Here is a 12,731-nt window from a genome sequence, read left to right on the forward strand (position 1 = left end):
TTTACTTAGTGACCCGAGATCAGCTGATTAAGGCTGGTACCGGTCTTTCGTCGAATTGAATCTTTGATGTTGTAAATCTTTTTCATCTCATGGTTCATTGCTATCGAAATGGCAGAGAGTGAATTACCTTTTAAGGCTAAATCCAGAAAGGTCACTTCTTCATTTGACAGTGCATTAACTCTCCTTGTTGCTCCTCCTTTTAAACCATAATAGGTACTGTTAATCACTTTCTTGATATCTTCTAACCGGTCTTCACAATAAATAACGGAGTGGATTCCCTCTCTCTTTATCCAGTGTGCAGCCAGAGCGGCCAGCGCGCGATCGGAGACCAGCACAATCGTTAGCCCGGTGGATTTCAGATAATCAACCCAGTGCTTGTTGGTGAGATAACGTAAGTTTTCTCGTGAAAAATCAACGAATATACATCCCCGGCAAAACACACTTTCATAGCGACCCGCCACTAATGACAGCACGCCTTTAATCAGGAAATGATTGTTCCCCGGCCAAATCGCAATTTTTTGTATCGGGCAGCGATTAAGAATATCGTTGTTTCGGTTCGTCAGCTGGCAGCCATATTTACAACTGGCACAGCGTAATTCCTCTCGTGTTGTATTTTTCATAACAAACTCATCCGCTCCTGTAAGAGCTGCGGATATCCTGGCAGGATAATTGTTCTTATTCAACGAGTTAAGAAAATCAGTCATTTCCTATCCTCAGAAAAGTCTTAGGTTGCACTGGATAGTGTTTTTAAAAATGTCATTGTCTTTTCTCAACTTGGCATGCAAGTCATCGCTTCATACCTCTATAGAGTTAAGAAATTTCTAGATCAACCAGGATTAATGATGAAAATCAGCCGCCAGGATCAAAAAATAGATAGCATTAATTGCTAAATAATTTAATGTTCGTCAGCGTTTAGTCTGATTATCTCGGGTGTAATAATTGATTTTTCAGCGTGCTAATTTGAATTTAATGTAATGAAAACTGCCTCTAATCTGTGGGGTAAAGTGCAACGAAGTAATTTATTAACGAAGTTCACCTTGCGGAGGGGGGGTATTTATCCCTGTTAAGATTATTCTTACACCTAATGCGGGGCGGATTTGATCTTAAAATGTCCCCTCAGATAAATCCTTTTACATGTCATTAGCAATCTTGTACCAAATTTGGTTAGTTTAATTAATCAAAGCGAGTATGGATTTGACCCATTCACAATGATTTAACTACGGATTATTTTTTCGGGATAAATCGATTGTTAATGGCGGATGTTTGTTTAATTCATCAGTGTTTGCATCAGCGCTTGAACCGACGGTGCAGGAAACAGGGTTCGGTTGAGGTTAGGTTGTGATTAAACCGGCTTTACAAGTCGGGCCAGCGACATTCGTCACTCATGGTTTGCGCCAAAGCGGCAGCAGCGTGCGAGAGTTGATGCTGCTTCAATCGCAAAATGCCCACACGCCGCTCAATCTGTGGCGCGACCAGCGGCACACAGACCGCGCCCAACTCACGCATCTGCTGAATACAAAGCGCAGGCACCGCGCTGGCCCCCAAACCACTGGCAACCATTTTGCCCACGGTGACCAATTGGTGACTCTCGTAAGCGACGTCAAGTCTTCTGCCTGCCTGTGCCAGTGACTGCTCAAGCAACAGACGCACCGCTGAAGGGCGTTGCAAGGTAATGAAATCCAGATGCAGTAATTCACGCCAGCTCAACTGTGACTTTTTTGCTAGCGGGCTATCGGCGGGCACCACGGCAACGAAGCGGTCGCTGCCGAGCGGTGTGAAGTGCAGCGCATCAGCCAGTTCGGGTTCGAAGGCCACACCCATCTCCACGCGTCCCTCCTGCACCATCTCCAGCACCGTTTCATTGATCACGTCATGCACCGCGATATTGACGCCAGGATAGCGCTGGCGAAAGACCCTGAGAACCGCAGGCAGCAGGTTGCCAGCAAAAGAGGGCATGGCGGCAATCGACACTTTCCCCAGTTGCAGCGTAAAACGCAGATGCATCGCCTCTTCGGCATTTTCCCAATCCGCCAGCAGCCGTCGCGCCAGCGGAAAAAAGATCTCACCTTCCGGCGTCAGTGATACGTGGCGGGTGGTGCGCATAAACAACGGCCCGCCTAACGCTTCTTCTAATCCGCTGATTGCCAGGCTCAATGCCGGTTGCGAAATCGCCAGGCGTTCGCTGGCCTGGGCAAAACTCAAAGTGTGAGCGACCGCTAAGAACGCGCGTAACTGCTTGATAGTCATTTTCATTTTTGAATTTGTTAACTTTATGTAAAACAATGATTAACGGAATACTAATAAAAAAAACAAATGAAAGGCCAATAAAAACAAAATTAACAAATCATTTTTGTGACGCGAGGATGGCTTTATTCAGTGAGCTGAGGAGATGTACAGCAATGGCAGGATTAGACAAACGCGTCACCAGTTATCAGCAGGCGCTGGCTGGATTGCAAGACGACATGACGCTGCTGGCGGGGGGATTTGGCCTGTGCGGCATTCCAGAAAACCTCATCGCTGAGATTCGTCAGCAGGGGACAAAGGGACTGACCGTGGTCTCGAACAACTGCGGCGTGGACGGATTTGGTCTCGGTCTGCTGCTGGAGAATCGGCAGATCAAAACCATGATCGCCTCTTATGTCGGTGAAAACGCGCTGTTCGAGCAGCAGATGCTCAGCGGTGAACTGGAAGTGATCCTCACGCCGCAGGGCACGCTGGCGGAAAAAGTGCGCGCTGGCGGTGCCGGTATCCCCGCATTCTACACCGCTACGGGTTATGGGACGCCCGTGGCAGAAGGCAAAGAAGTCAGAGAATTCGACGGGCGGCATTACATCCTTGAACAGGCGATCCGCGGTGACTTCGCCATCGTGAAAGGCTGGAAAGCGGACTGGTACGGCAATGTGATCTATCGCCACACCGCGCAGAATTTCAACCCACTGATGGCAATGGCAGCGCGCGTCACCGTTGTTGAAGTTGAAGAGATTGTGGCGCCAGGTGAGCTGGATCCAGCAGCTATTCATACACCGGGCATTTATGTCGATCGCCTGATCCAGGGCAATTTCGAGAAACGCATTGAGAAACGCACCCTGAGTGAAGGAGGTGCGCATGCTCACGCGTGAACAGATGGCGCAGCGCGTGGCACAGGAGCTGCGCGACGGCGATTACGTCAATCTTGGCATTGGCATGCCGACGCTGGTGGCCAACTACGTGCCCGAGGGCATGGACGTGATGATGCAGTCGGAAAACGGTTTATTAGGCATGGGGGCGTTTCCCACTGAAGCCGAACTGGATGCCGACATGATCAACGCCGGCAAACAGACGGTGACCGCAAGAAAGGGTGCGGCAATCTTCGATTCGGCGCAGTCGTTCGCGATGATTCGTGGCGGCCATGTTGATCTGACCGTGCTGGGCGCGCTGGAAGTGGACGTCAGCGGCAATATTGCATCGTGGATGATCCCCGGAAAAATGGTTAAAGGCATGGGCGGTGCGATGGATCTGGTGGCGGGTGCGGAAAACATCATCGTGATGATGACGCACGCTTCTAAACATGGTGAATCAAAGCTGCTGTCCGAATGCACCTTGCCGCTGACGGGTGTCGGTTGTATTCGCAAAGTCATTACTGAACTCGGCTGGCTGGAGATTGAAGAGGGCGCTTTTGTGCTGCGTGAGTACGCGCCGGGCGTCACGATCGATGAAATCCGTGCAAAAACGGCCGGGCAATTACGCATCGCTGATGATGTCCGTGAAATGCATTTTTCAAAGGAGGCACCATGAACGAATGTGTGATTGTGGCAGCCACCCGCACGCCAATCGGCCGTTTTCACGGTGCGCTGGCGTCTCTTACTGCAGCAGAACTGGGCCAGCAGGTGATCGCCACACTGCTGAAACAAACCTCGCTCGATCCCATGCTGATCGATGAGGTCATCATGGGGCAGGTGCTCACCGCCGGATGCGGGCAAAACCCTGCGCGCCAGGCGGCTATCGCGGCGGGTGTGCCTTATAGCGTGCCAGCCAGCACGCTAAACATGGTGTGTGGCTCGGGGCTCAAAGCGGTGATTCAGGCCGCACAAGCAATTCAAAGCGGTGCCGCTGACATCATCATCGCAGGCGGTCAGGAGAGCATGAGCCAATCTCCTTATCTGCTGCCGGATGCGCGTGGCGGCTGTCGTTTGGGTCACAGTCAACTGGTGGACAGCGTGATCCACGATGGTCTGTGGGATGCGTTTAACGACTACCACATGGGGATTACTGCCGAGAATCTGGCCGATGAATACCACATCAGCCGTGCCGATCAGGATGCCTTTGCCTTGCAATCCCAACAGAAAGCGGTGGCGGCACAGCAACAGGGCGCCTTCCGTGCCGAAATCACGCCCGTCACGGTGGCGCAGGCTAAAGGCGAGACATTGGTGATCGGTGAAGATGAACAACCTCGCGCGGACAGTTCAGCAGAGCGGCTGGCACGCCTGCATCCGGCGTTCAAAAAGGACGGCAGCGTGACCGCAGGCAACGCTTCCAGCCTGAATGATGGCGCGGCCGCTGTGCTGTTGATGTCAGCATCACGCGCCGCTGCTTTAGGGCTGCCGGTGCTGGCGCGATTGACCGGAAGCGGCATTGCCGGTGTGGATCCGGCGGTCATGGGTATTGGCCCAGTGGCTGCAACCAACAAAGCCCTAAAACAGGCAGGTTGGGCGCTGGATGAAGTGGATTTGATCGAAGCTAATGAAGCCTTTGCCGCGCAGGCTCTGGCGGTAGGCAAAGCGCTTGAATGGCAGGCGGAACGGGTCAATGTCAATGGCGGTGCCATTGCGCTCGGCCATCCGATTGGTGCTTCCGGCTGCCGCATTCTGGTGACGCTCATTCATGCCTTGCAGCAGCGTGAGCTGAAGCGCGGTCTGGCCACGCTGTGTGTTGGCGGCGGCATGGGCGTCGCCCTGGCGGTTGAACGCCCGGATTGAGGCGGACCGATTCAAATTTTTGGCAATGTCTTTACCTTCAACCCTACAAAATAATAAGGAAGCAACATGAGTGTCGTTATTGCCCTCGCTGCGCTTGGGTTGCTGATGTTAGCCGCCTATCGCGGCTATAGCGTAATTTTGTTCGCCCCGATTGCCGCGCTGTTAGCGGTGCTGTTAACCGAACCGGCTGCGGTCGCGCCGGTGTTCAGCGGTCTGTTTATGGAAAAGATGGTGGGCTTTGTGAAGCTCTACTTCCCGGTATTTCTGCTGGGGGCCATCTTTGGCAAATTGATTGAGCTGTCCGGCTTCTCACGCTCGATCGTCTCGGCGGCGATTGCGCTGCTGGGGCGTCGCCATGCCATCCCGGTTATTGTGCTGGTGTGCGCACTGCTGACTTACGGCGGCGTGTCGCTGTTTGTGGTGGCGTTCGCCGTTTATCCGTTTGCCGCCGAACTGTTTCGTCAGAGCAATATCCCTAAGCGCTTGATCCCGGCCACGGTGGCGCTCGGTGCGTTTTCCTTCACCATGGATGCACTGCCCGGTACGCCACAAATCCAGAACATCATTCCCGGCAGTTTCTTCGGCACTAACGCCTGGGCCGCGCCGTGGCTGGGATTGATCGGATCGCTGTTTATTATTGTGGTGGGCTTACTGTGGCTGGATCGTCAACGTCGTCGAGCACAGGCCAACCAGGAACCTTATGGCAAAGACCTGAAGAATGAGCCAGAAACGGCGGAAGATATCCGTTTGCCGCATCCGCTGATCGCCATTCTGCCGCTGATTCTGGTCGGGGTACTCAATCTCTGCTTCACCTGGTGGATCCCGTCGTGGTACGGCGCACAGAGCAGCGTCACACTGCCGGGAAATCCCACGCCGATCCTCACCGATATTAAGAAAACCACCGCGATTTGGGCGGTACAGGCTGCGTTGCTTAGCGGCATTCTGGTAGTGCTGATCTTTGGCTGGCGCAACATTCGCGGTCGTCTGGCAGAAGGCAGCCGCACAGCGGTGGCCGGTGCCTTACTGGCGGCGATGAATACTGCATCCGAATACGGTTTTGGAGCGGTGATCGCCGCGTTGCCAGGCTTTGTGGTGTTGTCTGGCGTGCTGCAGGCGATCCCCAATCCACTGCTCAATGAAGCGATCAGTATTACCGTGCTGGCGGGGATCACCGGTTCGGCATCGGGCGGGATGAGTATTGCGCTGGCAGCGATGGCAGAACACTTCGTGCAAGCGGCGCAGGCCACGGGTATTCCAATGGAAGTGCTGCACCGCGTGGCGGCAATGGCCAGCGGCGGGATGGACACACTGCCACACAACGGCGCAGTGATTACCCTGCTGGCGATCACGGGGTTAACGCATAAAGAAGCGTATGGTGGCATCTTCGCCATCACCATTATCAAAAGTCTGGCCGTGCTGTTTGTGATTGGGGTGTTTTACCTCACCGGCATTGTCTGAAGGAGGATGAATCGATGCAATTAGCGGGAAAAGTGGCACTGGTAACAGGATCCACCAGCGGGATAGGATTAGGCATCGCTGAGCAACTGGCACTTGCGGGCGCTACGGTGATTCTGAATGGTTTCGGTGAAGTGGAACACGCGAAAGCGGCTATCGCGGCCACCGGGGCAACAGTGGATTATCACGCGGCGGATATGTCCGATCCGCAGCAAATCGCCGCGATGATTGAGTGGGCGGAAGCGAACTATGGTGCGGTAGATATTCTGGTGAACAACGCCGGTATTCAGTACACCGCGCCGGTGGAGTCATTTCCAGTGGATAAATGGGATGCGATTATTGGCATCAATCTCTCCTCGGTGTTCCACACCAGTCGCGCCGCCTTGCCCGGCATGCAGGCACGTCACTGGGGGCGCATCATTAATATCGCTTCCGTGCATGGCCTGGTAGCATCGAAAGAGAAAGCCGCCTATGTCGCCGCGAAGCATGGGGTGGTGGGGCTGACAAAAGTGATTGCGCTGGAGAACGCTCAATCACCGATCACCTGTAACGCCATCTGTCCGGGCTGGGTGCTAACGCCGCTAGTGCAACAGCAGATCGATAAACGCATTGCGGCTGGCGAGGATGCCGAAACCGCGCGCCTGGCATTATTGTCTGAGAAACAACCTGCTCAGGCGTTTGTTACGCCAGAGCAGTTAGGTGCATTGGTGCTGTTTCTCTGCAGTGAAGGCGGTGCGCAGGTACGCGGTGCGGCCTGGAATATGGATGGCGGCTGGCTGGCGCAGTAATGCGTCACGGCTTTATCCACGCCGCAATACACTCTTTCATCACGCGCAGGCGCTCATCCAGCGCCGCTTTGGCACTCAGATCCTGCTGGTAGATAATCGACAGCGTTGACTGATTGATCAGATAGAAGAAGCCCAGCGCGGAGATATTGATGTTGAGTTGCATCACATCGATATCCTCGCGCACGCTTCCTTCGGCGCGTCCTCGTTGCAGCAATTGCTGAGTGATACTGCTCCAGCTCTGATTGATCTGCACGGTGATGTCAGAATCTTTAAGATGCCGCGCTTTTAGCTGATTCTCGCTGTTAAGCAGGCGAATGAACTCGGGGTTTTTCAGGTAATAGTGCCAGGTAAACTCCACCAGCTGCAAAATAGCCTGATCGGCGGGGAGGTGATCGAGTTGTAACGCCGCTTCCTGCTCGCGAATGTCACGATACGCTTCTTCCAGCACGCGGGTAAACAGAATGTCTTTGTTGGTGAAGTAGTAGTAAATCAGCTGCTTATTGGCATGAGCGCGTTCGGCGATGCTATCGACGCGTGCACCGTCGAATCCTTTCTCAGCGAACTCGGCGCGCGCGGCCATCAGTATCCGCACCTGCTTATCCGTTACATCCTCAATGTTACTCGCGACACGATCAACCAAAGCAGAACCCTCACACATCACTGTTTTTCTGAGCATTATAGTGCCCCTTTTTGCGCATAAAACAAGGGCGAAAGATTTTCAACTAACTAGTTGGTTATGTGAATTCGATCAAAGTCAGGTCTCTTTCTGCCCACTATAGTGACGTCATCAACCAGTTAGTTGATTGATTATGAATCAGCGAACGGTGAAGCGTTGAAATAGATGTTGAGCGTGTTACTTCCATCACAAACGACTTTGAGGTGAATACATGGCGCAGATTCCAGTGGGCATCATTATGCACGGCGTGACCGGGCGAATGGGTAAAAACCAACATCTCATCCGCTCGATTGTGCAGATTCGGCAGCAAGGCGGTGTCGCGCTGGCCAATGGCGATCGATTGATGCCCGATCCGATTCTGATTGGCCGCAACGCGGAAAAAATGGCTGCGCTGGCGCGAGAGTTTGGTATCGAACGCTGGGGGACCAACATTGATGAAGCACTGAATAATCCGCATGACATCATCTTTTTTGATGCAGCCACCACCCAGGCACGTCCGGCACTGCTGAAGAAAGCCATCAGCAAGGGGAAACACGTTTATTCGGAAAAGCCGGTCGCGATGGGGCTGGATGATGCGCTGGATTTGTACCATTTCGCACAAGAAAAAGGCGTGTGTCACGGCGTGGTACAGGACAAGCTGTGGCTGCCGGGTCTGCAAAAGCTGCGTTTACTGAATGAATCCGGCTTCTTTGGTCGCGTGTTATCGGTGCGCGGTGAATTTGGTTACTGGGTATTTGAGGGCGATCGCCAACCGGCCCAGCGTCCATCCTGGAACTACCGCAGCGAAGATGGCGGCGGCATTATCCTCGACATGATTTGCCACTGGCGCTACGTCATTGACAACCTGTTCGGTGAAATTAAAAGCCTGAGTTGTATCGGCGCAACCCACATTCCGCAGCGCTGGGATGAACAGCAGCAACCTTATGACGCCACGGCAGACGACGCGGTGTACGCCACCTTCGAGCTGCACAACGGCGCGATTGTACAAATCAACAGCTCCTGGTGCGTGCGTGTGCGCCGTGACGATCTGGTGACATTCCAGGTTGACGGCGTAAACGGTTCAGCGGTGGCTGGTCTCAGCGATTGCTTTACGCAGGCTAGCGTCAATACGCCGAAGCCGGTGTGGAATCCAGATATACGTCAGACTCATAACTTCTTTGATGACTGGGCCAGCGTGCCGGACACCCAGGTCTACGACAACGCATTCAAAGTGCAGTGGGAGCTGTTTTTACGCCACGTCTGGGGCGAAGGGGAATACCGCTGGGATCTGCTGGAAGGAGCAAAAGGTCTGCAACTGGTCGATCTGGCATTGAAAAGCTGGAAAGAGCGTCGCTGGGTTGATGTGCCATCGCTGGAACGCTAAGGAGCCGAACATGAGTCGACCTCATTCCGAACAACTTTCGCTAAACACCGCGACCGTGCGCCAGCAGTGGGACTTGCGGCAAATCATTGAAGGTTGTGCGCGCCATGAGATTCGCGGCATCTCTCCGTGGCGCGATCAGGTTGCAAGTATCGGCTTAGCTGAAGCGGTACGGCTGATTCGTCACCACGGTCTGGCGGTGAGTGGCTACTGCCGAGGTGGCATGTTTCCCGGCGTTGATAATCAGGCGCGACAGGCAACCTTAACCGATAACCAGCGAGCGGTGGATGAAGCGCTGGAACTGGGCGCACAGTGCCTGGTGCTGGTGGTCGGCGGGCTGCCGCCAGGTTCAAAGGATCTGCCGGGGGCGCGACAGCAAGTGCGTGATGGACTCAGCGCTCTGCTGGAGTACGCCCGGGCGGGTGGCATGCCGTTGGCGATTGAGCCGCTGCATCCCATGTATGCGGCGGATCGCGCCTGCATCAATACGCTAAAACAGGCTAACGATCTTTGCGATGAGCTGGGCGATGACGGATTAGGGATTGCCGTCGATGTCTATCACACCTGGTGGGACGCGCAGTTTTATCAGGAAATCACGCGTGCGGGTCGTAAGCGGCTACTGGCGTTTCATATCTGCGACTGGCTGTCGCCCACGCGGGACCTGCTGGAAGATCGCGGCATGATGGGCGATGGCGTTATCGATATCCGCGCCATGCGGGAAGCGGTAGAAGCACAGGGTTATCGCGGATTGCATGAAGTGGAAATTTTCTCCCGCCTGAACTGGTGGACCCAGAATCCTGATGAGGTGCTTAAGACCTGCAAGGCTCGCCATCTGGCGCACGGTTAACCGTATCTGACAGAGCTGAAAAGCTGTTTTCGTCGGTCACAGACATTGTCGAGGAAAAGATGAATACAGATACCCGCAAAATGATTCTGGTCACCGTGCTGTGCGGCCTTGGCTACATGATGTACTCGGTGGATCGCATGACGGTGTCATCAGCCATTGGGCTGATCGCCGGAGAGTTCGGTCTCGGTAAAGCGGAGAGTGGCATTCTGCTCTCCTCCTTCTTCTTTGGCTTCATCGTCTTTCTGTTCATTTCCGGCATTATCGCCGACAAGTTAAGCGGCAAACCGGTGCTGATTCTCGGCCTGATGATGTTTTCACTGGCGACGCTATTAACCGGTGTCGCCGGTAGCATGACCAGCCTGATTTTCTACCGCGTGATGACAGGAGTGGGTGAGGGTATCTTCTGGCCGGCTGCCTCGCTCGAAGTGGCTAACGTGACCAGCGAAAAACAGCGCACCACGGTGATGTCACTCTATTGGATGGGGTATCCGATAGGCGGATTCCTTGGCACCTGGATGGGCGCCATGCTCGGTCCGATCTTTGGCTGGCGCGTGGTGTTCTACGTGGCGGGCGCGATGGGCATGCTGGTGGCGCTGTTGTATCTGGTGCTGGTGAAAAATGACCGCAAACCTGCCGAGCTGATTGCGCGTCAGGCGGCGGAGAAAGTGCCATTAAGAACGCTGTTCCGTCATGCGCCGGTGTTATTGATGGCAGCCTTCTATTTCGTGCTGCTGGCAGGCTGGTGGATTGTGCTGCTGTGGGCACCGAGCTATTTGATGCAGGTGAAAAATCTGTCGATGGGTACAGCAGGCACCATCGCCAGCTTGCTGGGTATTACCGGTGCGCTGGGCGGTTTTGTTCTGGGCCGCTACTGCGATAAAGGCGATTTCAAACGTCGTCGCACCATTCTGATGACCATTACTTTTATCAGCGGGCTGGTGATGGCGGCGATGGCTTTCAATCTCTCCGTGCCGTTGGTGATTGTGCTGGTGCTGATCCTCGGCTTTCTTGGCTATCCAATTACACCCATTGTTCTCTCTCTTACTGCTGAACTGGTGCCGCCATCACTGCGTGGTTCGGCCATCGGCTTCGTGATGAATATGGGGATGGCGGCGGGCGGCATCTCACCGATAGTCGCGGGTTATTACGCGCAGCATTACACCTTGCAGCCGGTCTGGCTGGTCGCCGCCTGCGTCATCATTTGCAGCAGCGTGGTGCTGCTGGGTGTGCGTCGCCTGCCTATCGGAAGCCACAACAGTTCGCAGAATGTGATGCCGTCCGGGCATCTGGCAAAACACTGAAATAAGGAACGGAACCATGTCTGTGAGCAATAAAGTGCGTTTACTGGATCGCAACGGTCAGCCCTACAGTTACACCCTGCAGGGTGAGCGTCACTGGAGCGTGCCGGCAAAACCGGTATTTAACCGCGACGTGTATGCCGCTGCGCATGTGGTTGCCGATCCGCAGCGGATGCACAATCCGCATAGCGATATGGCGATTGACTGGGATAGCACGCTGGAATATCGCCGTCATTTAATGTCGCTGGGATTGGGCATCGCGGAAGCCATGGATACCGCCCAACGCGGCATGGGGCTGGACTGGCCCACCGCGCTGGAGCTTATCAAACGCAGCGTAGAACAAGCGAAAGCTTATCCGGGGGCACGGGTCGCCAGCGGGGCTGGCACCGATCATCTGACGGACTTTTCCCAACTGACCTTACAGGATGTGATTGCCGCGTATGAGCAGCAAATCTCAGCAATCGAAGCCTGTGGTGGCCGTATTATCTTAATGGCCAGCCGCGCGCTCGCCGCTATCGCAAAAGGGCCAGAGGATTACATCACCGTTTACAGCACGCTTCTGCGTCAGGTGCGTGAGCCGGTTATTTTGCACTGGCTGGGAGACATGTTTGATCCGGCGCTACGCGGTTATTGGGGCGGCGCGACCATTGACAGTGCGATGGAGGTTTGCCTTGCGGTGATTCGCGAAAATCAGGCAAAAGTAGAGGGGATAAAAATCTCTCTGCTGGATAAAGATCGAGAAATTGAGATGCGCCGACAGCTGCCGGCATCCGTCAAAATGTATACCGGCGATGACTTTAACTATCCCGAACTGATCGCCGGAGATGAGCAAGGTTTCTCGCACGCATTACTGGGCATTCTCGACGGCATTGCACCTGCCGCCACCAGCGCGCTGCATGCATTGGCGCAGGGCGATCGCGCCACCTTCGAAAGGATACTGGCTCCCACAGTGCCGCTGGCACGCCATTTGTTCTCGGCACCCACTCAGTATTACAAGTCGGGCATCGTGTTTCTGGCCTGGTTGAATGGCCATCAGAAGCATTTCACCTTGCTTGGCGGCATGCAGAGTGCGCGCAGTCTGACGCACTACTCTGAAGCGTTTAGGCTGGCGGATGAGGCTGGTTTGCTGAACAACGCGGATGTGGCTGCTGAACGTATGTGGCTGCTGGCGAAGTTGCACGGTATTTGACGTTCGTCTACGGACGCGATGCGCGACAGGGGCGTGGCACGTATTTGACAGGTTTTTTCGGAAATAGCTCACATACTGCTTAACCACCTTAAATCATGGCTATTATCCAGCGCATCTATACCGTAGTTTTAGATGGCTAATGTGACATGGATGAACGTAATGG

General features: G+C 54.3%; 12 protein-coding genes. 9 read left to right on the top strand and 3 right to left on the bottom strand.

Annotated features, from left to right (window positions below; all coding sequences use genetic code 11):
• Positions 1–5: 5 nt before the first annotated feature.
• Entirely contained in the window at positions 6–704 is a 699-nt protein-coding gene (locus tag LBW88_RS14455) for a LuxR family transcriptional regulator (RefSeq protein WP_224932961.1), read from the bottom strand.
• 649 nt (positions 705–1,353) lie between these two features.
• The gene (locus tag LBW88_RS14460; protein WP_224932962.1) at positions 1,354–2,253 is read right to left on the bottom strand and encodes a LysR family transcriptional regulator; all 900 of its coding nucleotides are present in this window, start codon (positions 2,251–2,253) and stop codon (positions 1,354–1,356) included.
• Between the two features lie 146 nt (positions 2,254–2,399).
• On the opposite strand from LBW88_RS14460, the gene LBW88_RS14465 reads away from it, so the two are divergent.
• The 5 genes from LBW88_RS14465 (at position 2,400) to LBW88_RS14485 (ending at position 7,198) form a co-directional block, all read left to right on the top strand.
• Positions 2,400–3,119, top strand: a complete 720-nt coding sequence (locus LBW88_RS14465) for a CoA transferase subunit A (protein ID WP_200572685.1) — start codon at positions 2,400–2,402, stop codon at positions 3,117–3,119.
• Positions 3,106–3,774, top strand: coding sequence for a CoA transferase subunit B (locus LBW88_RS14470; protein ID WP_224932963.1), 669 nt, complete (start codon positions 3,106–3,108; stop codon positions 3,772–3,774). Before LBW88_RS14465 ends, LBW88_RS14470 begins: the two co-directional genes overlap by 14 nt.
• Positions 3,771–4,955, top strand: coding sequence for an acetyl-CoA C-acetyltransferase (locus LBW88_RS14475; protein WP_224932964.1), 1,185 nt, complete (start codon positions 3,771–3,773; stop codon positions 4,953–4,955). Before LBW88_RS14470 ends, LBW88_RS14475 begins: the two co-directional genes overlap by 4 nt.
• A gap of 66 nt (positions 4,956–5,021) precedes the next feature.
• Positions 5,022–6,413 (top strand): GntP family permease, encoded by a 1,392-nt coding sequence (locus tag LBW88_RS14480; RefSeq protein WP_224932965.1) that lies wholly within the window; start codon positions 5,022–5,024, stop codon positions 6,411–6,413.
• A gap of 14 nt (positions 6,414–6,427) precedes the next feature.
• The gene (locus LBW88_RS14485) at positions 6,428–7,198 is read left to right on the top strand and encodes a 3-hydroxybutyrate dehydrogenase (RefSeq protein ID WP_224932966.1); all 771 of its coding nucleotides are present in this window, start codon (positions 6,428–6,430) and stop codon (positions 7,196–7,198) included.
• A 4-nt stretch (positions 7,199–7,202) separates the two neighbouring features.
• On the opposite strand, the gene LBW88_RS14490 is transcribed toward LBW88_RS14485, so the two are convergent.
• The gene (locus tag LBW88_RS14490; RefSeq protein ID WP_224932967.1) at positions 7,203–7,874 is read right to left on the bottom strand and encodes a TetR/AcrR family transcriptional regulator; all 672 of its coding nucleotides are present in this window, start codon (positions 7,872–7,874) and stop codon (positions 7,203–7,205) included.
• 211 nt (positions 7,875–8,085) lie between these two features.
• Here LBW88_RS14490 and LBW88_RS14495 point away from each other — a divergent pair, with 211 nt between their 5' ends.
• From LBW88_RS14495 to LBW88_RS14510, 4 genes are read left to right on the top strand one after another with little or no spacing between them, the layout of a single operon-like run.
• The gene (locus LBW88_RS14495) at positions 8,086–9,237 is read left to right on the top strand and encodes a Gfo/Idh/MocA family protein (protein WP_034827454.1); all 1,152 of its coding nucleotides are present in this window, start codon (positions 8,086–8,088) and stop codon (positions 9,235–9,237) included.
• A gap of 10 nt (positions 9,238–9,247) precedes the next feature.
• Positions 9,248–10,081: a sugar phosphate isomerase/epimerase family protein gene (locus tag LBW88_RS14500; protein ID WP_224932968.1), complete on the top strand. Its 834-nt coding sequence runs from the start codon at positions 9,248–9,250 to the stop codon at positions 10,079–10,081.
• Positions 10,082–10,140: 59 nt separating this feature from the next.
• A complete protein-coding gene (locus LBW88_RS14505) occupies positions 10,141–11,382 on the top strand; it encodes an MFS transporter (RefSeq protein ID WP_224932969.1) in 1,242 nt (413 codons plus the stop codon).
• 16 nt (positions 11,383–11,398) lie between these two features.
• Positions 11,399–12,568 (top strand): dihydrodipicolinate synthase family protein, encoded by a 1,170-nt coding sequence (locus LBW88_RS14510; protein ID WP_224932970.1) that lies wholly within the window; start codon positions 11,399–11,401, stop codon positions 12,566–12,568.
• Positions 12,569–12,731 lie beyond the last annotated feature (163 nt).

The sequence above is a fragment of the Pantoea sp. alder81 genome, from assembly GCF_020179835.1.
Lineage (GTDB): Bacteria > Pseudomonadota > Gammaproteobacteria > Enterobacterales > Enterobacteriaceae > Pantoea.

What these genes read in the sequence shown, in the direction of transcription:
- LBW88_RS14470 (WP_224932963.1), top strand. Translation starts at nt 3,106, where the DNA reads ATGCTCACGCGTGAACAGATGGCGCAGCGCGTGGCACAGGAGCTGCGC.
- LBW88_RS14480 (WP_224932965.1), top strand. Translation starts at nt 5,022, where the DNA reads ATGAGTGTCGTTATTGCCCTCGCTGCGCTTGGGTTGCTGATGTTAGCC.
- LBW88_RS14495 (WP_034827454.1), top strand. Translation starts at nt 8,086, where the DNA reads ATGGCGCAGATTCCAGTGGGCATCATTATGCACGGCGTGACCGGGCGA.
- LBW88_RS14510 (WP_224932970.1), top strand. Translation starts at nt 11,399, where the DNA reads ATGTCTGTGAGCAATAAAGTGCGTTTACTGGATCGCAACGGTCAGCCC.
- LBW88_RS14455 (WP_224932961.1), bottom strand. Translation starts at nt 704, where the DNA reads ATGACTGATTTTCTTAACTCGTTGAATAAGAACAATTATCCTGCCAGG.
- LBW88_RS14505 (WP_224932969.1), top strand. Translation starts at nt 10,141, where the DNA reads ATGAATACAGATACCCGCAAAATGATTCTGGTCACCGTGCTGTGCGGC.
- LBW88_RS14475 (WP_224932964.1), top strand. Translation starts at nt 3,771, where the DNA reads ATGAACGAATGTGTGATTGTGGCAGCCACCCGCACGCCAATCGGCCGT.
- LBW88_RS14485 (WP_224932966.1), top strand. Translation starts at nt 6,428, where the DNA reads ATGCAATTAGCGGGAAAAGTGGCACTGGTAACAGGATCCACCAGCGGG.
- LBW88_RS14500 (WP_224932968.1), top strand. Translation starts at nt 9,248, where the DNA reads ATGAGTCGACCTCATTCCGAACAACTTTCGCTAAACACCGCGACCGTG.
- LBW88_RS14490 (WP_224932967.1), bottom strand. Translation starts at nt 7,874, where the DNA reads ATGCTCAGAAAAACAGTGATGTGTGAGGGTTCTGCTTTGGTTGATCGT.
- LBW88_RS14460 (WP_224932962.1), bottom strand. Translation starts at nt 2,253, where the DNA reads ATGAAAATGACTATCAAGCAGTTACGCGCGTTCTTAGCGGTCGCTCAC.
- LBW88_RS14465 (WP_200572685.1), top strand. Translation starts at nt 2,400, where the DNA reads ATGGCAGGATTAGACAAACGCGTCACCAGTTATCAGCAGGCGCTGGCT.